The 20,017-nt window shown below is 42.1% G+C and carries 20 protein-coding genes and 3 tRNA genes; 16 read left to right on the top strand and 7 right to left on the bottom strand.

Annotated features, from left to right (window positions below):
- The first annotated feature begins 166 nt into the window (after positions 1-166).
- The 8 genes from parC (at position 167) to O3629_RS08425 (ending at position 6,528) form a co-directional block, all read left to right on the top strand.
- Positions 167-2,620, top strand: a complete 2,454-nt coding sequence (gene parC / locus O3629_RS08460; protein WP_371609023.1) for a DNA topoisomerase IV subunit A — start codon at positions 167-169, stop codon at positions 2,618-2,620.
- 175 nt (positions 2,621-2,795) lie between these two features.
- Positions 2,796-3,818, top strand: coding sequence for a branched-chain amino acid aminotransferase (locus tag O3629_RS08455; RefSeq protein WP_070661419.1), 1,023 nt, complete (start codon positions 2,796-2,798; stop codon positions 3,816-3,818).
- 236 nt (positions 3,819-4,054) lie between these two features.
- Positions 4,055-4,285 (top strand): DUF2969 domain-containing protein, encoded by a 231-nt coding sequence (locus O3629_RS08450; protein ID WP_003003589.1) that lies wholly within the window; start codon positions 4,055-4,057, stop codon positions 4,283-4,285.
- Positions 4,286-4,337: 52 nt separating this feature from the next.
- A tRNA-Tyr gene (locus O3629_RS08445) sits at positions 4,338-4,418 on the top strand.
- Positions 4,419-4,467: 49 nt separating this feature from the next.
- Positions 4,468-4,539, top strand: a tRNA-Gln gene (locus tag O3629_RS08440).
- A 168-nt stretch (positions 4,540-4,707) separates the two neighbouring features.
- A complete protein-coding gene (gene rpsA / locus O3629_RS08435) occupies positions 4,708-5,907 on the top strand; it encodes a 30S ribosomal protein S1 (RefSeq protein WP_003011990.1) in 1,200 nt (399 codons plus the stop codon).
- A 76-nt stretch (positions 5,908-5,983) separates the two neighbouring features.
- Positions 5,984-6,055: transfer RNA gene (locus tag O3629_RS08430), tRNA-Arg, on the top strand.
- A 56-nt stretch (positions 6,056-6,111) separates the two neighbouring features.
- Positions 6,112-6,528 carry an NUDIX hydrolase gene (locus tag O3629_RS08425; protein ID WP_021153136.1) on the top strand — a complete coding sequence of 139 codons (417 nt, stop codon included), beginning with the start codon at positions 6,112-6,114 and terminating at the stop codon, positions 6,526-6,528.
- A 45-nt stretch (positions 6,529-6,573) separates the two neighbouring features.
- Here the strand turns inward: O3629_RS08425 and O3629_RS08420 are convergent, their stop codons facing one another.
- Positions 6,574-7,560 (bottom strand): L-lactate dehydrogenase, encoded by a 987-nt coding sequence (locus tag O3629_RS08420; RefSeq protein WP_021153137.1) that lies wholly within the window; start codon positions 7,558-7,560, stop codon positions 6,574-6,576.
- Positions 7,561-7,758: 198 nt separating this feature from the next.
- Here O3629_RS08420 and gyrA point away from each other — a divergent pair, with 198 nt between their 5' ends.
- The 4 genes from gyrA to radC all read left to right on the top strand — a co-directional run bounded on the left by gyrA (position 7,759) and on the right by radC (position 12,158).
- A complete protein-coding gene (gyrA, locus tag O3629_RS08415) occupies positions 7,759-10,215 on the top strand; it encodes a DNA gyrase subunit A (RefSeq protein WP_371609022.1) in 2,457 nt (818 codons plus the stop codon).
- A gap of 13 nt (positions 10,216-10,228) precedes the next feature.
- Positions 10,229-10,972: a class A sortase gene (locus O3629_RS08410; RefSeq protein ID WP_014713268.1), complete on the top strand. Its 744-nt coding sequence runs from the start codon at positions 10,229-10,231 to the stop codon at positions 10,970-10,972.
- A 169-nt stretch (positions 10,973-11,141) separates the two neighbouring features.
- Positions 11,142-11,420 carry a hypothetical protein gene (locus O3629_RS08405; RefSeq protein ID WP_049474901.1) on the top strand — a complete coding sequence of 93 codons (279 nt, stop codon included), beginning with the start codon at positions 11,142-11,144 and terminating at the stop codon, positions 11,418-11,420.
- 54 nt (positions 11,421-11,474) lie between these two features.
- Positions 11,475-12,158 (top strand): DNA repair protein RadC, encoded by a 684-nt coding sequence (radC, locus tag O3629_RS08400; RefSeq protein WP_371609021.1) that lies wholly within the window; start codon positions 11,475-11,477, stop codon positions 12,156-12,158.
- Between the two features lie 201 nt (positions 12,159-12,359).
- Here the strand turns inward: radC and O3629_RS08395 are convergent, their stop codons facing one another.
- The 6 genes from O3629_RS08395 to O3629_RS08370 form a co-directional block, all read right to left on the bottom strand.
- Positions 12,360-13,007, bottom strand: coding sequence for a redox-sensing transcriptional repressor Rex (locus O3629_RS08395; protein ID WP_024055729.1), 648 nt, complete (start codon positions 13,005-13,007; stop codon positions 12,360-12,362).
- A 129-nt stretch (positions 13,008-13,136) separates the two neighbouring features.
- A complete protein-coding gene (locus O3629_RS08390; protein ID WP_049490891.1) occupies positions 13,137-13,352 on the bottom strand; it encodes a DUF4649 family protein in 216 nt (71 codons plus the stop codon).
- 1 nt (position 13,353) lies between these two features.
- Positions 13,354-13,701 (bottom strand): DUF1831 domain-containing protein, encoded by a 348-nt coding sequence (locus O3629_RS08385; protein ID WP_009730974.1) that lies wholly within the window; start codon positions 13,699-13,701, stop codon positions 13,354-13,356.
- A gap of 9 nt (positions 13,702-13,710) precedes the next feature.
- Complete coding sequence (locus tag O3629_RS08380) at positions 13,711-14,823, bottom strand: cysteine desulfurase family protein (RefSeq protein ID WP_371609020.1); 1,113 nt, start codon at positions 14,821-14,823, stop codon at positions 13,711-13,713.
- A gap of 9 nt (positions 14,824-14,832) precedes the next feature.
- Positions 14,833-15,789, bottom strand: a complete 957-nt coding sequence (locus tag O3629_RS08375; protein WP_003007186.1) for a ribose-phosphate diphosphokinase — start codon at positions 15,787-15,789, stop codon at positions 14,833-14,835.
- 72 nt (positions 15,790-15,861) lie between these two features.
- Positions 15,862-16,419, bottom strand: a complete 558-nt coding sequence (locus O3629_RS08370) for a CYTH domain-containing protein (RefSeq protein WP_371609019.1) — start codon at positions 16,417-16,419, stop codon at positions 15,862-15,864.
- Between the two features lie 95 nt (positions 16,420-16,514).
- Between O3629_RS08370 and O3629_RS08365 the strand changes: the two genes are divergently transcribed.
- The 4 genes from O3629_RS08365 to pta are packed head-to-tail and all read left to right on the top strand — an operon-like array spanning position 16,515 to position 19,874.
- On the top strand, positions 16,515-17,186 hold the full coding sequence (locus O3629_RS08365) for a GTP pyrophosphokinase family protein (RefSeq protein WP_023918039.1): 672 nt from the start codon (positions 16,515-16,517) through the stop codon (positions 17,184-17,186).
- On the top strand, positions 17,170-17,988 hold the full coding sequence (locus O3629_RS08360) for an NAD kinase (protein ID WP_282188909.1): 819 nt from the start codon (positions 17,170-17,172) through the stop codon (positions 17,986-17,988). The genes O3629_RS08365 and O3629_RS08360 overlap by 17 nt, the downstream gene beginning before the upstream one ends.
- A complete protein-coding gene (locus O3629_RS08355; RefSeq protein WP_371609018.1) occupies positions 17,985-18,878 on the top strand; it encodes an RluA family pseudouridine synthase in 894 nt (297 codons plus the stop codon). The genes O3629_RS08360 and O3629_RS08355 overlap by 4 nt, the downstream gene beginning before the upstream one ends.
- Before the next feature lie 21 nt (positions 18,879-18,899).
- On the top strand, positions 18,900-19,874 hold the full coding sequence (gene pta / locus O3629_RS08350) for a phosphate acetyltransferase (RefSeq protein WP_070665862.1): 975 nt from the start codon (positions 18,900-18,902) through the stop codon (positions 19,872-19,874).
- Positions 19,875-20,017: the final 143 nt, after the last annotated feature.

Below are 20,017 nucleotides of genomic sequence, written 5' to 3'. Positions count from 1 at the left end.
TATTTTAAACATCGGAAAGGAACGTTTGGTTACTTGGTGTAACTGAATTCCTCTATATATAAAAGACTACTCAACATTCTTTGAAAGGAGTTGAACACTCCCTAAGTGCTGTGTGAAAAAGATAAATTTCTTATTTTCACTTTGTATTTTACGGGCTTTGTATCTTATGTCTAATATTCAAAATATGTCCCTGGAGGACATCATGGGGGAGCGCTTTGGTCGCTACTCCAAATACATTATTCAAGAACGGGCTCTTCCTGATATTCGGGATGGCTTGAAACCAGTTCAACGGCGGATTCTTTATTCGATGAATAAGGATGGTAATACCCATGACAAGGGCTACCGCAAGTCTGCCAAGTCTGTCGGTAATATCATGGGGAATTTCCACCCTCACGGGGACAGTTCTATCTATGATGCCATGGTTCGTATGTCTCAAGACTGGAAGAACCGTGAGATTCTAGTCGAAATGCACGGAAACAATGGTTCCATGGACGGTGATCCACCGGCAGCCATGCGTTATACCGAGGCGCGTTTATCTGAAATTGCTGGTTATCTTTTGCAAGATATCGAAAAGAATACAGTGCCATTTGCCTGGAACTTTGACGATACAGAAAAAGAGCCAACGGTTTTGCCTGCCGCTTTTCCAAATCTCTTGGTCAATGGGGCAACAGGGATTTCGGCTGGTTACGCGACTGATATTCCACCACATAACCTTGCTGAAGTCATTGATGCCGTGGTCTACATGATCGACCATCCATCTGCCAAGGTAGACAAACTCATGGAGTTTTTACCTGGACCTGATTTCCCAACTGGTGCCATTATCCAAGGCCGGGATGAGATTAAGAAAGCCTATGAAACTGGTAAGGGTCGGGTGGTTGTCCGCTCTAAAACTGAGATCGAGCAGCTAAAAGGCGGTAAGCAACAAATCGTTGTCACCGAGATTCCTTATGAGATCAACAAGGCTGTTTTGGTCAAGAAGATCGACGACGTCCGTGTTAACAACAAGGTGGCTGGTATCGCAGAAGTTCGGGATGAGTCTGACCGAGATGGTCTTCGCATTGCGATTGAGTTGAAGAAAGATGCCAATGCATATTTGATTTTGAACTACTTGTTCAAGTATACAGACTTGCAGGTCAACTACAACTTCAATATGGTGGCGATTGACAACTATACCCCTCGTCAAGTGGGGATTGTGCCGATTCTCTCTAGCTACATTGCACACCGTCGGGATATCATTGTCGCTCGCTCGCGCTTTGATAAGGAAAAGGCAGAACGACGGCTCCACATCGTAGAGGGCTTAATCCGCGTGATTTCTATCCTGGATGAAGTCATCGCCTTGATCCGCGCTTCTGATAACAAGGCAGATGCCAAGGAAAACCTCAAGGTCAGCTACGATTTCACGGAAGAACAAGCAGAAGCTATTGTTACTTTGCAATTGTACCGTTTGACCAATACGGATATCGTGACCTTGGAAGAAGAGCATGCCAGTCTCAAGGAGCAAATCGCGACCTTGGCAGCCATCATTGGGGATGAACGGACTATGTTTAACCTCATGAAGAAGGAATTGCGTGAAGTCAAGAAACTCTTTGGCAATCCGCGGCGTAGTGAGTTGCAAGACACTGCTAAAACGATTGAGATCGATACAGCTAGTCTGATCGTTGAAGAGGAAACCTTCGTCAGCGTGACCCGTGCGGGTTACATTAAACGGACCTCTCCTCGTTCCTTCAATGCGTCGACAGTGGAAGAAGTCGGTAAGCGGGACGACGATGAATTGATTTTCGTAGAGCCTGCTAAGACCACTCAGCATCTCTTACTCTTTACCAACTTGGGGAATGCCATTTATCGACCAATTCATGAATTGACAGATACCAAGTGGAAGGATATCGGAGAGCACCTCAGTCAGACCTTGACCAATTTCGAGCAAGAGGAAGAAATTCTCTTTGCGGAGATTGTGGATCAGTTTGAGGGAGTAACCTATTTTGCAGCAACTCAACAAGGACAAATCAAGCGCTTTGAACGCAAGGAATTGAGCCCATGGCGGACCTATCGTTCTAAATCGACTAAGTACGCTAAGCTAAAAGACCAAGATGACTGTATCGTAGCAGTTGCGCCAGTTGTCCTTGAAGACATCATGATCATTACTAAAAATGGTTACGGGTTGCGCTTCAATATTGAAGAGGTCCCTGTCGTAGGAGCTAAAGCAGCAGGGGTCAAAGCCATTAACCTCAAAGACGGAGATCAAGTTGCTGCCGCCTTTAAGTCGACGACTCCAAGCATGTACATTCTGACCCAGCGAGGCAGTCTCAAAAGGATGTTACAAGACGATATTCCTGTGACCAGTCGGGCTAAACGGGGACTACAGGTCTTGCGTGAGTTGAAAAATAAACCACACCGCGTCTTCAAGGCGGGTCCAGTCTTCACTGACCAGGGAGATTTTGATCTCTTTACGAGCCAAGAAGAAGTGGCAGAACAAGATCAAATTCTTCAGATCACTTCTACAACAGGTCAGGTAACAGAAGTTGATTTAACACAATTAAGCATTTCTGAAAGAACAAGCAATGGATCCTTTGTCAACGATACCATTTCGGATCAAGAAGTTTTTTCAGCTACTATCAAATAAAAGAAAGCGTCGGTCCATTCTAGGACTGACTTTCTTTGAAAATAAATTTTCTGAAAATTGAAAATTTCGCTTGAAATTCTCATGAAATGGTGTACAATAGTGTACATAGATTGAGAAACTGAATCGACCTACATCAGATCGACAAGGAATAGAAAGAATTAAAAGGAGCACTATCATGACAGTATCACTTGATTGGGAAAACCTTGGCTTTTCATATATGAAATTACCTTATCGCTATTTGGCACATTATCGCAATGGAGCTTGGGAAAAAGGGGAATTGACAGAAGATGCGACTTTGCATTTGTCCGAATCTTCTCCAAGTTTGCATTACGGTCAGCAAGCTTTTGAAGGGTTGAAAGCCTACCGTACAAAAGATGGAAGCGTCCAATTGTTCCGTCCAGATCAAAACGCTAAACGTTTGCAACGCACAGCAGATCGTTTGCTGATGCCTCAAGTACCTGTTGACATGTTTGTGGATGCTTGTAAGGCAGTGGTGAAAGCCAATGAAGAGTATGTTCCACCATATGGTACTGGAGCTACCCTTTACCTTCGTCCACTTTTGATTGGGGTTGGTGATATTATTGGTGTGCATCCAGCAGATGAGTATATCTTTACCATCTTTGCCATGCCTGTCGGTAACTATTTTAAAGGTGGTTTGGTTCCAACGAACTTCTTGATTCAAGATGAGTATGACCGTGCTGCACCAAATGGTACTGGGGCTGCAAAAGTTGGTGGGAACTACGCAGCTAGTATGTTGCCAGGTAAGATTGCGCATGATCGTAACTTCTCTGACGTGATTTACCTTGATCCAGCGACGCACACCAAGATTGAAGAAGTTGGTTCTGCAAACTTCTTTGGTATCACTGCTAATAACGAATTTGTGACACCATTGAGTCCGTCTATTTTGCCATCTATCACCAAGTACTCTTTGCTTTACTTGGCAGAACACCGTCTTGGTATGACACCAATTGAAGGGGATGTCTTTATCAATGACTTGGATCGCTTTGTAGAAGCAGGAGCTTGTGGTACCGCTGCTGTCATCTCTCCGATCGGAGGCGTTCAACATGGGGATGACTTCCATGTCTTCTATTCTGAAACAGAAGTAGGTCCTGTCACACGGAAGCTTTATGACGAGTTGACCGGTATCCAATTTGGTGATGTCGAAGCACCAGAAGGATGGATTGTCAAAGTCGATTAAACCGAAAGCGTCTGAGACCAAAGTGTCCAGGCTTCAATGAGAACAAGTCTTAACGAAAAGACGCAGTAGCTAATCTTTCTCTTCATTCGCTTTTAGGAATAGAAGAGTGTCGAATGACTCTTGCGGGGGTGGGATAAAGAAGGAATTTCTAACTAAATTCTTTCTGACCCACTCCCTTTTCTCTTGCGTCATCAAGAGAATTTTTGTAAAATAGAAAAAGTGAAAAGAGGGTTGAAATGAGTAAAAAAGATAAGAAAATTGAGATTCAAATCGTTGATAGTAAAGTAACCGTCGGAAAAGACACTTTTGATGGTTTCACTTTGTCCATTGGAAAGAAAACGATTGGTGAAATTGCAGACATGGCTGGGCAATTTGCCATTATCAAAAATGGAAATGTGGATTCTCTTTACAAAAAACTTGAAAAAGCCGTTGAAATTTTAATAGAAAATTATAATTTGAATAAATAAGGGCTTGCAATCATAATAAATCAATGGTATAATAGATCCTGTTGATTTATATGGAGAGATAGCGAAGAGGCTAAACGCGGCGGACTGTAAATCCGCTCCTTCGGGTTCGGGGGTTCGAATCCCTCTCTCTCCATTAGCGTTCATTGTGACGATGATAAAGTGACTGATGTCAGCGCTCTTTTTGGGGTATAGCCAAGCGGTAAGGCAAGGGACTTTGACTCCCTCATGCGTTGGTTCGAATCCAGCTACCCCAGTTCTTAGGTAATATCAGATAAGTGATAAAATATCTATCCAGGTATTTTATTTCTTTATAGGATGAGTCGTTAAAGATTGTAGTTGATCTCATTGCGAGTGCTTGCTTAGGAAAAATAATTATAAGTATGTCAAGTTTTAGAAAACTTGATTGTTGGAGGATTTTTTAGATGAATGAATTTGAAGATTTGCTAAACAGTGTTAGCCAAGTTGAACCAGGTGACGTTGTTACTGCTGAAGTATTGACAGTTGACGCGAACCAAGCTAACGTTGCAATCTCTGGAACTGGTGTCGAAGGTGTCTTGACTCTTCGCGAATTGACAAACGATCGTGATGCTGACATCAACGACTTGGTAAAACCAGGTGAAACACTTGAATTGCTTGTTCTTCGTCAAGTAGTTGGTAAAGATACTGATACAGTAACTTACCTTGTATCTAAAAAACGTTTGGAAGCTCGCAAAGCATGGGACAAATTGGTTGGACGTGAAGAAGAAGTTGTTACTGTTAAAGGAACTCGCGCTGTTAAGGGCGGACTTTCAGTAGAATTTGAAGGACTTCGTGGATTTATTCCAGCTTCAATGCTTGATACTCGTTTTGTACGTAACACTGAACGTTTCGTAGGTCAAGAATTTGATGCTAAAATCAAAGAAGTAGATCCAAAAGAAAACCGCTTTATCCTTTCACGTCGTGAAGTTGTTGAAGCTGAATCAGCTGCAGCACGCGCAGAAGTATTTGGTAAATTGAACGTTGGTGATGTCGTAACTGGTAAAGTTGCACGTATCACAAGCTTCGGTGCTTTCATCGACCTTGGTGGTGTTGATGGATTGGTTCACTTGACAGAATTGTCACACGAACGCAACGTATCACCTAAATCAGTTGTAACTGTTGGTGAAGAAATCCAAGTGAAAGTTCTTGACTTGAACGAAGAAGAAGGTCGGGTATCACTTTCATTGAAAGCTACAACACCTGGACCTTGGGATGGCGTAGAACAAAAATTGGCTGCTGGTGATGTGATCGAAGGAACTGTTAAACGTTTGACTGACTTCGGTGCATTCGTTGAAGTATTGCCAGGTATCGACGGACTTGTACACATCTCACAAATTTCACACAAACGTGTTGAAAATCCAAAAGATGTTCTTAAAGTTGGACAAGAAGTAACTGTTAAAGTTCTTGAAGTAAATGCTGCAGATGAACGTGTATCACTTTCTATCAAAGCCCTTGAAGAACGTCCAGCTCAAGAAGAAGGCGAAAAACAAGAAAAACGTCAATCTCGCCCACGTCGTCCAAAACAAGAAAAACGCGACTTTGATCTTCCAGAAACTCAAACTGGATTCTCAATGGCTGACTTGTTTGGCGATATCGAATTGTAATATTCAAAAAGCTTACCTCTCGGTAAGCTTTTTTTACTTGTAAAATTCTCGAGAATTTGATATACTATAACAGTTGCCACCCTTAGTGTAATGGATATCACGTAAGATTCCGGTTCTTGAGATGGGGGTTCGATTCCCTCAGGGTGGATGATTCATAACGAGGCTCCTCGGAGTCTTTTTTGCTCTTTCTTGGAGGAACATGCAATGACAGTAAAATTAATCGCCCATACCTTGATTGAGAAAGACGGGAAGTATCTGCTTATCAAACGCTCGAAAATAAAGCGAGGTCTCCCTAATGTCTATCCATCTTATTGGGATATTCCAGGTGGAAGTGTAGAAGAGAATGAATTGCCCAGAGAGGCTGCTCTACGTGAGGCTATGGAGGAGGTTAATCAAAAGCTTCGGATTAATAAGATTATCCACGAAGATAGTCAATTTGATGCCAGCAAAGATACTGTCTTTACACGCCTAGTTTATGCTGGCGAGATTTTGGAAGAGCGTGATTTTATATTAGATCCAGAAGAGCATACAGACTTTAAATGGATTTCTTCTTTGAAAGACATAGAGAGCAATCTCGTTGTGCCTTATTTGCTTGAAATCCTTGCTGACAAATCCAAATAAAGCAGCTAAAAAACATCCCCTTTTTAATAAGGAGATGTTTTTTTCTTAGTTTTTAGAAGCTTCTTGGAATTCAGGGTTTTTCCATGCTTCATCAATGATTGCTTGCAATTCATCAGCAGAAGCTTTCATTTTTTGTTGTTCCGCATCGTTCAATGGGATGTTCACTGGACGTACAATACCGTGTGCACCTACGATGGCAGGTTGACCGATAAAGACGTTGCTAACACCATATTGACCTTCTTGGAATACAGAAAGTGGAAGTACTGCATTTTCGTCATCAAGGATTGCTTTAGTGATACGAGCAAGGGCAACAGCGATACCGTAGTATGTAGCACCTTTTTTATTGATGATGGTGTAAGCAGCATCACGAACACCTTCGAACAATTCGATCAATTCAGTTTCTTGAACGTTTTGAGTGTCTTTAAGGAATTCTTCAAGGTTTACACCAGCGATGTTAGCGTGTGACCATACAGCGAATTCTGAGTCCCCGTGTTCACCCATGATGTAGGCGTGCACTGAACGAGCATCAACATCCAATTTTTCAGCAAGTGCTTGACGGAAACGAGCTGAGTCAAGAGAAGTACCAGAACCGATAACGCGTTCTTTAGGGAATCCTGAGAATTTCCATGTAGAGTATGTCAAAACGTCAACTGGGTTAGCAGCTACAAGGAAGATACCGTTGAATCCTGATTCAATAACTTGTGTTACGATTGACTTGTTAATGGCAAGGTTTTTACCAACAAGATCAAGGCGAGTTTCACCTGGTTTTTGAGGAGCACCTGCAGTAATTACAACAAGGTCAGCATCCGCACAGTCAGCGTACTCAGCCGCATAGATCTTCTTAGGTGAAGTGAAGGCAAGGGCGTGGCTAAGGTCAAGCGCATCTCCGACAGCTTTTTCGTGCAATTGAGGAATTTCGATAATTCCAAGCTCTTGTGCAATTCCTTGGTTGACAAGTGCAAATGCATAAGATGAACCTACGGCACCGTCACCGACAAGGATAACTTTTTTGTGTTGTTTAGTCAAATCCATGAGTCTAAACGTCTCCTTCATTTTTTTTTGAGATAGATTCTCATACGATTTCATTCTACCACTTTTGAAAGTCTTTGTCATCTGAAACAGTATGAATCCTTGATGTAAACGTTTTTACGTTTGTGTTCCTAAGAAGAAAAATAGGCTAAAATGTGTTATAATAGTATGGTGAATTAAGTAAAGAGAGGCATTTTTTGAATGCAGGATAAGAATCTAATTGATGTGAATTTAACATCAGAAATGAAGACGAGTTTTATCGATTATGCCATGAGTGTTATCGTTGCTCGTGCCCTCCCTGATGTTCGGGATGGTTTAAAACCCGTTCACCGTCGTATTTTGTACGGAATGAATGAATTGGGTGTTTCGCCAGATAAACCACATAAGAAGTCAGCCCGTATCACAGGGGATGTTATGGGTAAATACCACCCACACGGTGATTCCTCTATTTATGAAGCCATGGTTCGGATGGCGCAATGGTGGAGTTATCGCTACATGTTAGTGGACGGTCATGGAAACTTTGGTTCCATGGACGGTGATGGTGCCGCTGCACAACGGTATACCGAAGCCCGTATGAGTAGGATCGCTCTTGAAATGTTGCGGGATATTAACAAAAATACAGTTGATTTCACTGATAACTATGATGCCAGCGAGCGCGAACCTTTGGTCTTACCTGCACGTTTTCCTAATCTTCTTGTCAATGGTGCTACTGGGATTGCTGTTGGGATGGCCACAAATATTCCTCCTCACAATTTGGGAGAAACTATTGACGCGGTAAAATTGATGATGGATAATCCTGATGTAACAACCCGTGAACTTATGGAAGTTCTTCCAGGTCCAGATTTTCCGACAGGTGCTCTCGTTATGGGGAAATCAGGTATCCACAAAGCCTATGAAACAGGAAAAGGATCGATCGTCCTTCGCTCTCGTACAGAGATTGAAGTGACTAAAAGTGGTCGTGAACGGATTGTCGTTACCGAGTTCCCTTATATGGTCAACAAAACCAAGGTTCACGAACATATCGTTCGCTTGGTGCAAGAAAAACGGATCGAAGGGATTACAGCTGTACGTGATGAGTCTAACCGTGAAGGGGTTCGATTTGTGATCGAGGTTCGTAGGGATGCTTCGGCTAATGTCATTTTGAACAACCTATTTAAGATGACGCAAATGCAAACTAACTTTGGCTTCAATATGTTGGCGATTCAAAACGGTGTTCCAAAGATCCTTTCTCTTCGTCAAATTTTAGGTGCGTATATCGAGCACCAAACAGAAGTGGTGACTCGCCGGACCATCTTTGATAAAGAAAAAGCTGAAGCTCGTGCCCATATTTTAGAAGGCTTGCTTATTGCTTTGGATCACATTGATGAAGTAATCCGAATCATCCGCAATAGCCAGACAGACGCTGAAGCACAAGCTGAGTTGATGTCGAAGTTCAAGCTCTCTGAACGTCAAAGTCAAGCCATTTTGGACATGCGTCTTCGTCGTTTGACCGGTTTGGAACGAGACAAGATCCAGAGTGAATATGACGACTTGGTTGCCTTGATTGCTGATTTGGCTGATATTTTGGCTAAACCAGAGCGTGTGGCGACTATCATCAAGGATGAATTAGAAGAAGTCAAACGCAAGTTTGGCGATGCTCGTCGAACTGAGTTGATGGTAGGGGAAGTTCTTTCTCTTGAAGATGAGGACTTGATTGAAGAAACAGATGTCTTAATTACCCTTTCTAACAAAGGCTACATCAAACGTTTGGACCAAGCTGAATTTACTGCACAAAAACGTGGTGGACGTGGTGTCCAAGGAACTGGTGTGAAGGATGATGACTTTGTTCGTGAATTGGTTTCTACGAGCACCCATGATCATTTGCTCTTCTTTACGAATAAGGGGCGAGTTTATCGTTTGAAAGGTTATGAGATTCCCGAATATGGCCGGACAGCTAAAGGATTGCCAATTGTCAACCTCCTAAAATTGGACGAAGGTGAATCGATTCAAACCATTATCAATGTGGAGCAAGATCGCAGTGATGAGTCTTATCTCTTCTTTACGACGCGACAAGGTATAGTCAAGCGCACTAACGTAGCAGAATTTTCAAATATCCGTCAGAACGGTCTGAAAGCTCTGAACCTACGGGACGAGGATGAATTGATCAATGTCTTCCTTACAGATGGCAATACTGATGTCATTATCGGTACCAAATATGGATATTCAGTCCGCTTTAATGAGGCAGTAGTTCGGAATATGGGACGTTCTGCTACAGGTGTACGTGGTGTGAATCTCCGTGATGGAGACAAGGTTGTTGGGGCAAGTGCTATCACCGACCAGGACGAAATATTGGTCATTACTGAAAAAGGGTATGGTAAGCGGACAATGGCTGGCGAATACCCAACCAAGGGCCGTGGTGGTAAAGGAATCAAAACAGCCAATATTACAGAGAAAAATGGTCCCTTAGCTGGTCTTTTAACCGTTAAAGGGGATGAAGATCTGATGATCATTACCGATACCGGAGTTATGATCCGGACAGGTGTGGCTAACATTTCTCAAACGGGTCGTTCAACTCAGGGTGTGAAAGTCATGAGACTGGATCAAGATGCGAAAATTGTGACCTTTACAACAGTCCAACCCGAAGAAAAAGATGAAGAAGTAGTGGAAGAAAACGAATAGATAAGGGGACAGCATGTCACGCAAAAGAAAAAAGAAAAAGAGTTTACGCAATACTCTTATCAACATCGTTGCAACACTTTTGATTATTCTCTCGCTTCTCTTGATTTTCAATGCTCCGATCCGAAACATGATTATGGTTTGGCATACCAACCAATACCAGGTTAGCAAGGTCGATAAAAAAACCATTGATAAGAATAAAGAAGTGAAGACGAGCTTTGATTTCCAACATGTCCAGTCACTTTCGACGGAAGCCGTCATCAATGCCCAATGGCAAGCTCAAAAGCTACCAGTAATTGGGGGGATTTCGATTCCTGAATTAAACATGAACCTTCCGATCTTTAAGGGGCTTGAAAATGTAGCCCTCTACTACGGAGCAGGGACTATGAAGGAAAACCAAGTCATGGGGCAAGGCAATTATTCTCTTGCTAGTCACCATGTATTTGGCCTAACTGGAGCAAATGCCATGTTATTCTCACCATTAGAGAAAGCCAAGGCGGGAATGAAGATTTACATCACGGACAAAGAAAAAATCTATACTTATGTCATCTCGTCTGTTGAGACAGTGACTCCAGACCGTGTAGATGTTATTCAAGATCGTGAAGGTGTCAATGAGATCACCTTGGTGACTTGTGAGGATGCTGCAGCGACTTACCGTACGATTGTAAAAGGAAATTTGGAAACCTCTGTTGACTATGATAAGGCTCCAAAAGACATCCTGGATTCATTCAGCAAGTCTTATAATCAAATGCAACTTTAAGAAAATAAAGCCTGAGACAGAAATGTCTGGGCTTTTTCTATGTAGGAAGCTAGGAGAAATTCTTGTAAAATTGTAAGAGATTGGTAATATAATGTAAGGAACTTGTCATAATATTGAGGGAAATTCAGTATATAATAGAGGAGAAAGAGTATGATAAGGAGGTAGAATAGTGACGAAAGAGCGAATTTATCATCTCTTACATCATTTCTACAATCTCTTAGTAAATGATTTTCCACGAAATGGTTTAATTACGAAAGGAATCTACGAAGTAGAGCAGGTCTACCAAGCTTTAGAGGCCATTCCTCAGAGCCAGGAGTACTTGATCCGCTGTGAAATTCAACAGTTTTTAAAGGAGCTTGAACAAGTTCAAACAGGTTACCAGATCCGCTTTAATAAAGATGAAGTCTTAGTGTTAGATGATTTGAAGGAAGAAATCGCCTGTAAATAATGAAAGGTTGTCGTTTTCTCTATTTATTACGAATTAATAAGTGAGGAGGAAATTATGTACGACATATCATTAATTGAACCATCTTTGCTTCCTAGAGAACGTTTGGTTTCTGAAGGGGTAGATAAGCTGAGTCATCAAGAATTGTTATCCATTCTCTTACGGACAGGCAATAAGCAAAAAAGCGTTTATGAGATTGCACAAGGTCTTTTGAGCTCCGTTAATAGTTTAAAGGAGTTAAGTCAATTAACCCTAGAGGAGCTACAGGAAATCTCTGGCATTGGCCGGGTGAAGGCTATCGAACTTCAGGCTGTGATTGAGTTTGGACGAAGGATTCATAAAGACGAATTGATGAGTTCTGAACAGATCATGAGCAGTCAGAAATTGGCCCATAAAATTCAACAGGAAATCGGCCATAAGAAACAGGAGCACCTGGTTGCCCTCTACTTAAATACGCAGAATGAAATTATTCATCAGCAGACCATTTTTATTGGAACCGTGAATCGAAGTATTGCGGAGCCACGTGAAATCCTGCATTATGCACTAAAACACATGGCAACCTCCATCATTTTGGCTCACAATCATCCATCTGGTGCCGTATTTCCCAGTAAGAACGATGATGAAGTAACTCATCGAGTCTTAGAGGCCTGTGAAGTGATGGGCTTAACCTTATTGGATCACTTGATTGTATCTGAAGAAAACTATTATAGTTACCGTGAAGAAACTGATTATTTGGTATAAAAAGAGAGTGGGACAGAAATCGGTAATTCGTTAGAATTCGATTTCGTCGTCCCACCTCCGCACAGTTGAGTAGGGCTGTAAAAGCTGATGCAATCAGCTTAGTAGAGCCCACTCAACCACTGCGTCTTGCTCGACAATCCAAAAATAATTGAGAGGCTAGGACTTTTGTCCCAGCCTCTTTTCTTGTTAAAGTATAAGTTTTTATTCTTCGTTTTTTCGCATGAAATAAAGGAGTGTTTGCAATTCACTGGTGAGATCGACATATTGGACGACGACATCTTTAGGGACTGTCAGATGCACTGGTGAGAAGCTGAGAATTCCCTTGACCCCAGCGTCTACCAAAAGGCTAGCCACTTCTTGAGCCTTGACGCTTGGAACAGTCAGGATGGCTGTTTGAATGCCTTCTTGTTTGAGCTTTTCTTTAATAGAGGAAATACCGTAAATAGGAATTCCGTCCTTACTTTTAGTATTAATCAGTTCATGATCGTCTAGATCAAACGCCATAACAATTTTCATCTTATTGCGTTCATGGAAGCGATAATTGAGGAGCGCACTTCCCATATTTCCAATCCCCACAATAGCGACATTGGTAATAGCATTATCATTTAAGAGATCCGCAAAGAAGTTCATCAGTTTTTTTACGTCATAACCAAATCCCCGTCTTCCTAATTCACCAAAATAAGAAAAATCTCGGCGAACGGTAGCAGAGTCAATCCCAATTGCATCAGCAATTTGCTTGGAATTGGCGCGCTCTATTTTTTCAGAGTTAAAGCGTTTAAAAATGCGGTAGTAGAGCGATAAGCGTTTTGCTGTTGCGCGTGGAATTGGAGTATTTTTATCATGTTTCACAATATCACAACCTTTCCCTCTTATTGTATAGGAAGATTGTGAAAAAATCAACTATCTAGAGCGGTTTTTAAAAAATATTTTTGTCTAAAGAAAAAGCTGATGGCGATGGAGAGTTCCATCAGCATCAGCTTAGTTTTCAGCTTGTTCTACCTTTTTCAAAAAAGCATAAAGTCCATCGACTCGTCCTGTATAGGGGAGCTTTTCCCCCTTGTATTCAATGGATACGATTGAGTAAGAGTCAGGCAAGGTTACACAGCCTGAAAAAGCTAGGATACAGGCTGCAAGGTCAGGATAAGTAGTCGTTCGTTCTACTTGGTAAGCATCGATATAAGTTAGGGTTACCATATTAGGCCTCTGTTTTGTTGAAAATTTCTCTTTCGACAAGACTATCCATTAAGAAATAGAATTTTTGTTGGATAATGTCATTTTCTGGATTTTTAAAGATATTAACCAGGCGAAGCCCAGACTTGTCTGTAATATTGATCTTAAAACCTGTCAAATCTTTATTGAAAATGATTTTAAGTAGGAAGCCTTCGCCGCTATTTGGAACGGCTTCGAGCAAACGATTTAACTCGTAATTTCCAACTTTTGTAACAGCAAATGTATTGTCACGTAAGGTATATTTTTTAACATTTGGGTGTAGACTATAGGTATATTTGCAGTCTTTCAATGAAACACTTGTTTCAAAAGCCATATTGTTCTCCTATGATAAAATTTCTTTAAGTTTTGAGAGGAAGTCTTGAACCTCCTCTACGCTATTGAGTTCTGAAAAACTAATTCGAAGGGATTCTTTTAGGCGTGAGCTATCTTTTCCATAGAGCGCCTCAAGGACATGGCTGGGTTGAACTGTACCAGCGGTACAAGCAGAACCTGTAGAGACAGAAATTCCAGCAAGATCGAGTCGCATCAGTAAAACGTCATTTTGGACACCCGGAAAGCCAAGGTTCCAAACAAATGGAAGATGATCCTCATTCGCATTTACGTAGTAGTCGAAGGCTGCTAAACCATTGACTAGTTCCTGGCCGAGTTTTTGAACCTGGTTGAAATTTTCTTCTTGATATAGTGTAGCTTGCTGAAGCGCGATTGCCATCCCGACAATAGAAATAAGATTTTCCGTACTGGCTCTCATCTTACTTTCCTGATCCCCACCATGGATGAGATTATCAAAATCTGGGGCAGCTGCATAAAGGAAACCGACGCCCTTTGGTCCATGGAATTTGTGGGCAGAAGCACTGAGAAAATCAATTCCCAACTCTTCGGGATAGACAGGGACCTTTCCAATTGCTTGAACCGCATCAACGTGAAAGGCAGCTGGATGATCTTTTAAGAGTTCTCCGATTTCTTTAATCGGTAGAAGATCGCCTGTCTCGTTATTGGCAAACATGGTAGAGACAAGAATGGTATCCGGTCTAAGTGCAGCCTTGATATCACTAGCCTGAACGCGTCCATCTCTTGGTTGGACGATCGTCACTTCAAATCCGAAACGTTCTACAAGGTATTCGATGGGTTCGAGAACCGCATGGTGTTCCAAAGCGGTCGTAATGATGTGTTTGCCATCTGCTTGGTGTTTCAAGCAGTAGCCTTTTATAACGGTATTATTACTTTCTGATCCACCTGAAGTGAAGAAAATACGATTTGGAAGAGTATGGAGAGACTGAGCAATCTGCTCGCGAGATTCTCGGAGGAGTTTACTAGCCATCCGTCCATGAGCATGAAGGCTCGATGGATTTCCAAAAGTGGTTTTCATGGTTTCAGACATTTTATCAATGACTTCAGGTAGAAGGGGAGTTGTTGCGGCATTATCAAAATATATCACATTAAGACCTTATTTCTTGTGGTAGGCAAATAGAGGACTAACAGGTTTTCTTTCTTGAATGCGAACAATAGCTTCAGCGATCAGTTCGCTAGCTGTCAGATAGTTAATATTTTTTGGTGTTGGTCCATTTGGAGCAACAGAATCGGTTACTAAGATTTCTTTGATCGGAGCTTGGTCTAATAATTCAACAGCTCCTTTTACAAATAAACCATGGCTTGATACAGCATAAATTTCAGTAGCACCTTCGCGTTCGACGATTTTCGCAGCTTCTGAGAATGTCTTACCAGTATTGAGGATATCGTCAATCAAGATCGCTTTCTTATCTTTGACATCCCCGATAATATAGCCATAATCACGGTTTGCATCATCTTGCTCGTAATCAATGATCGCAATCGGTGCATCAAGATATTCAGCTAAACTACGAGCCCGTTTGACACCTGAATTTTTAGGACTGACGACGACGACATCAGGACCAGTTAGACCTTTGTTGATGTAGTGCTCTGCAAAAAGTGGAATGGTAAAGAGGTTATCCACGGCAATATCGAAGAAACCTTGAACCTGCACTGCATGGAGATCCAGTGTGACGACACGATCCACCCCAGCTTTGACCAACATGTTTGCGACGAGTTTAGCAGTGATTGGTTCACGAGGAGCAGCAGTCCGGTCTTGGCGAGCATAACCGAAGTAAGGCATGACCACATTGACAGTATTTGCGCTGGCCCGTTGGCAAGCATCTACCATAATTAACAGTTCCATCAAGTGATTGTTGACAGGGAAACTGGTTGATTGAATGATATAAATATCATATCCACGAACACTTTCCTCAATATTGACTTGGATTTCACCATCTGAGAATTGACGGGATGAAATTTTCCCAAGTGGAACCCCAGCATGATCCGCAATCTTTTGCGCAATCTCTGGATTTGAATTGAGAGAGAAGAGCTTCATATTTTTTTTATCTGACATGTGATTCCAACCTCATTTAGATTTTTGATCTTAGCACTATTTTAGCAAAAATTTGCGATAATTTCAGCTATTTTACAATCTTTCCGCCAATCTGGCGATTTTATTTTTAGCAGCTTTGTAGACGATTCCATGCTCTTTGATGAACTGATGGAAATTTTCTTCCTGCTCAGCAGTTTCGACCTCGATTTCTAATTCATAATCTTCAGTGTCTAGATAGAGACTGTGGTCTAGTGCCACCAATCCTGCAGTTGTTTCTTTTTCGAAGCGTTCTGTTGTAAGGCTTCCCCAGACAGCGAGTTGTTCAACGGGGATTTCTTTAGAGATCAAGAGGTTTTTGATTTCTCCGTCAGGAAACTGTTGGTGTTGAAGGATCGCCTCGGTTTCTTCTGGGCTGAGGTTCTGATTGTACTCGAAATGGCCAACTGCTTCAGGGACCTTGAGAGTCAATTCAGCCTGATCTGTGAAAGTACGCACCCGCAGGGCCATTTTTTCCTTACGCATGAGCTGGTCGGGTGTATCGATATAGTGATTGGTTTGGACAACCAATTCTGTATCAGCAAAAAGTGGAAGGAGGGATTGGTATTCCTCCTTGTCTAGCAAGGTTTTGTATTCAATTTCTAAATGGTTCATTTTGTAGTCCTTTGCTTTTTTTCGAAAGCGATTCATGATATAATAAGAGATGTGTTTATTGTATACAAAAATGGTTCAGATTACAAGGTGGTAGGATGGCAATTGATTGGGAAAACTTCTTAGATCCCTATATCCAAGCAGTTGGGGAATTAAAAATCAAACTGCGTGGGATTCGTAAGCAATATCGTAAGCAACAAAAGCATTCTCCAATCGAGTTTGTCACAGGTCGTGTTAAGCCGATTGAGAGCATCCGCGAAAAGATGATCCGAAGAAATATTTCTGAAGAAAATTTGGCTCAGGATATGCAAGATATTGCTGGTCTTCGCATCATGGTCCAGTTCGTAGATGACGTCGAAGAGATCCTAGAGGTTCTGAGACAACGGCAGGATATGCGCGTGGTCCAAGAGCGAGACTACATCCGCCATAAGAAATCAAGTGGCTACCGGAGTTACCACGTTGTGGTCGAGTACCCGGTCGATACCATTGATGGAAATGAAACGATCTTAGCAGAGATTCAAATTCGGACTTTGTCCATGAATTTTTGGGCAACCATTGAACACTCGCTCAATTATAAATATAAAGGAGACTTTCCAGACGAGATCAAAAAACGCTTAGAGACGACAGCAAACCTGGCCTATCTCTTGGATGAAGAGATGGGGGCAATTCGGGATGCGATTCAGGAGGCTCAAGCCCTGTTTGATCCACTTCATCGTAAGTTAAATGATGGCGTTGGAAATAGTGATGACACAGATGAAGACTACAGGTAAAAAAGTATCCATTATTCGCAATCGCAAGCGTCAAAGTGAAGAGGTTTTTCAGCAGTTGCGCTATAAGCTTCGGAAAAATAATTTTATTTTGACGGAGAAGCACCCGGATATTGTGATTTCAATTGGTGGCGATGGGATGTTGCTATCGGCCTTTCACAAGTATGAACACCAGTTGGATCGGGTGCGATTTGTTGGCGTCCATACCGGACACTTAGGATTCTATACAGATTATTTAGACAGTGAAATCGATAAGCTGGTTGAGAACTTAAAATATGATACTGGAGCTAAGGTTTCTTACCCTATTTTGAATGTCAAGATTACTTTCGAAAATGGGGAAACCCGTACCATGAGGGCTTTGAACGAAGCAACGATTAAGAGAAGCGACCGGACCATGGTTGCCGATCTTACGATTAATGGAGTGGATTTTGAGCGCTTCAGAGGAGACGGCATTACTGTTTCGACTCCTACAGGAAGTACGGCTTACAACAAATCCTTGGGAGGAGCAGTCCTTCACCCAACTATTGAGGCGCTACAGATCGCTGAGATCGCCAGTCTCAACAACCGCGTTTATCGTACCTTGGGTTCTTCTGTCATTGTCCCTAAAAAGGATAAGATCGAGATTACACCGACGAGACCTGGCTTCCACATTATCTCTGTTGACAATTCAACCTATTCTTATCGCAATATTGCAAAGGTAGAATACCAGATTGACAACCATAAGATTAATTTTGTGGCAAGCTCCAGTCACACCAGTTTCTGGAATCGGGTCAAGGATGCCTTTATCGGAGATGATAGAGAATGAGATTTGAATTCATTGTCGATGAGCATGTCAAGGTCAAGACCTTCCTGAAAAAGCACGAGGTTTCTAAGGGCCTCTTAGCAAAGATTAAGTTTCGTGGTGGCCAGATCCTTGTCAATGGACGTCCGGAGAATGCAATTTATTTGTTGGATATTGGGGATCGCTTGGTCATTGATATTCCAGCAGAAGAAGGTTTCGAAACCCTAAAGCCCATGGATCGGCCTTTGGATATTTTGTTTGAAGATGATCATTTTTTGGTCTTAAACAAACCCTTTGGGATTGCTTCTATTCCAAGTGCGATTCATTCCAATACCTTAGCCAATTTTGTAAAAGGCTATTATGTGAAACAGGGCTACGAGAACCAGCAGGTTCACATTGTCACTCGCCTGGACAAGGATACTAGTGGCGTCATGCTTTTTGCCAAACATGGCTATGCCCATGCCCGCTTGGATAAGCAATTGCAGTCTAAAACGATTCAGAAACGCTATTATGCCTTGGTCAAGGGATCTGGGAAGCTTGATCCTGTCGGAGAGATTATTGCTCCGATTGCGCGTGATGAAGATTCAATTATCACCCGAAAGGTAGCTAAAGGTGGCAAGTATGCTCATACAAGCTACCAGGTTGTTCAATCTTTTGGTGATATTCACCTAGTGGATATTCAGTTACACACAGGTCGAACCCATCAGATCCGCGTTCATTTTTCCCATATTGGTTTTCCGCTCTTGGGAGATGATCTCTATGGTGGAAGTTTAGAAGACGGCATTGAGCGCCAAGCCCTTCATTGTCATCGTCTATCCTATTATCATCCATTTCTAGAGGAAGAATTGGTCATAGAAAGTCCACTGCCTCCAGATTTCCAAGCTGTATTAACACAGCTTCAAATAAGTTATTAATTATTAAAAGGAGTAAAACTCATGGAAGTTTTCGAAAATCTCAAAGCCAACCTCGTTGGTAAGAATGCACGTATTGTATTACCAGAAGGTGAAGAACCTCGTATCCTCCAAGCGACAAAACGCATTGTGAACGAGACAGAAGTAACCCCTGTCTTGCTTGGTAATCCGGATAAAATTCGGATTTACCTTGAAATCGAAGGGGTTTTGGATGGATATGAAGTCATCGATCCTCATTCTTATCCAGGTTTTGAAGAAATGGTAGCTTCCTTGGTAGAACGTCGTAAGGGCAAAATGACAGAAGAAGAAGCGCGTCAAGTCTTGAAAGACGACGTTAACTATTTTGGTGTCATGTTGGTACACCTGGGAATTGTTGATGGGATGGTATCTGGTGCGATTCACTCAACAGCCGCAACTGTTCGTCCGGCCTTGCAAATTATCAAAACTCGTCCAAATGTAAAACGGACTTCAGGGGCTTTCCTTATGGTTCGTGGATCTGAACGCTACTTGTTCGGCGACTGTGCCATCAACATCAATCCAGATGCTGAAGGATTAGCCGAAATTGCTATCAACTCAGCTATCACAGCCAAGATGTTTGGAATTGATCCTAAAATCGCTATGTTGAGCTATTCAACAAAAGGATCTGGTTTCGGTGAAAGTGTTGATAAGGTTGTCGAAGCGACTAAGCTTGCCCATGAACTTCGTCCAGACCTTGAAATTGACGGGGAATTGCAATTTGACGCAGCCTTTGTCCCTGCAACTGCAGCCTTGAAGGCTCCAGGAAGCAAGGTAGCAGGTCAAGCCAATGTCTTTATCTTCCCTGGTATTGAAGCAGGTAACATTGGATACAAGATGGCTGAACGTCTTGGTGGCTTTGCAGCAGTAGGTCCAGTTTTGCAAGGGTTGAACAAACCAGTGAACGACCTCTCTCGTGGATGTAATGCAGATGACGTTTACAAATTAACCCTGATTACAGCAGCTCAAGCTGTGGAGCAATAAGAAATACATTTAGAGAGTGGGACAGATATCGGTAATTCGTTAGAATTCGATTTCGTCGTCCCACCTCCGCACAGTTGAGTAGGGCTGTAAAAGCTGATGAAATCAGCGTAGTAGAGCCCACTCAACCACTGCGTCTTGCTTGA

This window comes from Streptococcus sp. 27098_8_12, from assembly GCF_041432115.1.
GTDB classification, from domain to species: domain Bacteria; phylum Bacillota; class Bacilli; order Lactobacillales; family Streptococcaceae; genus Streptococcus; species Streptococcus parasanguinis_V.
Note: the sequence above shows the minus strand (reverse complement) of the source record. Positions and strands in the feature narration are given on the sequence as shown.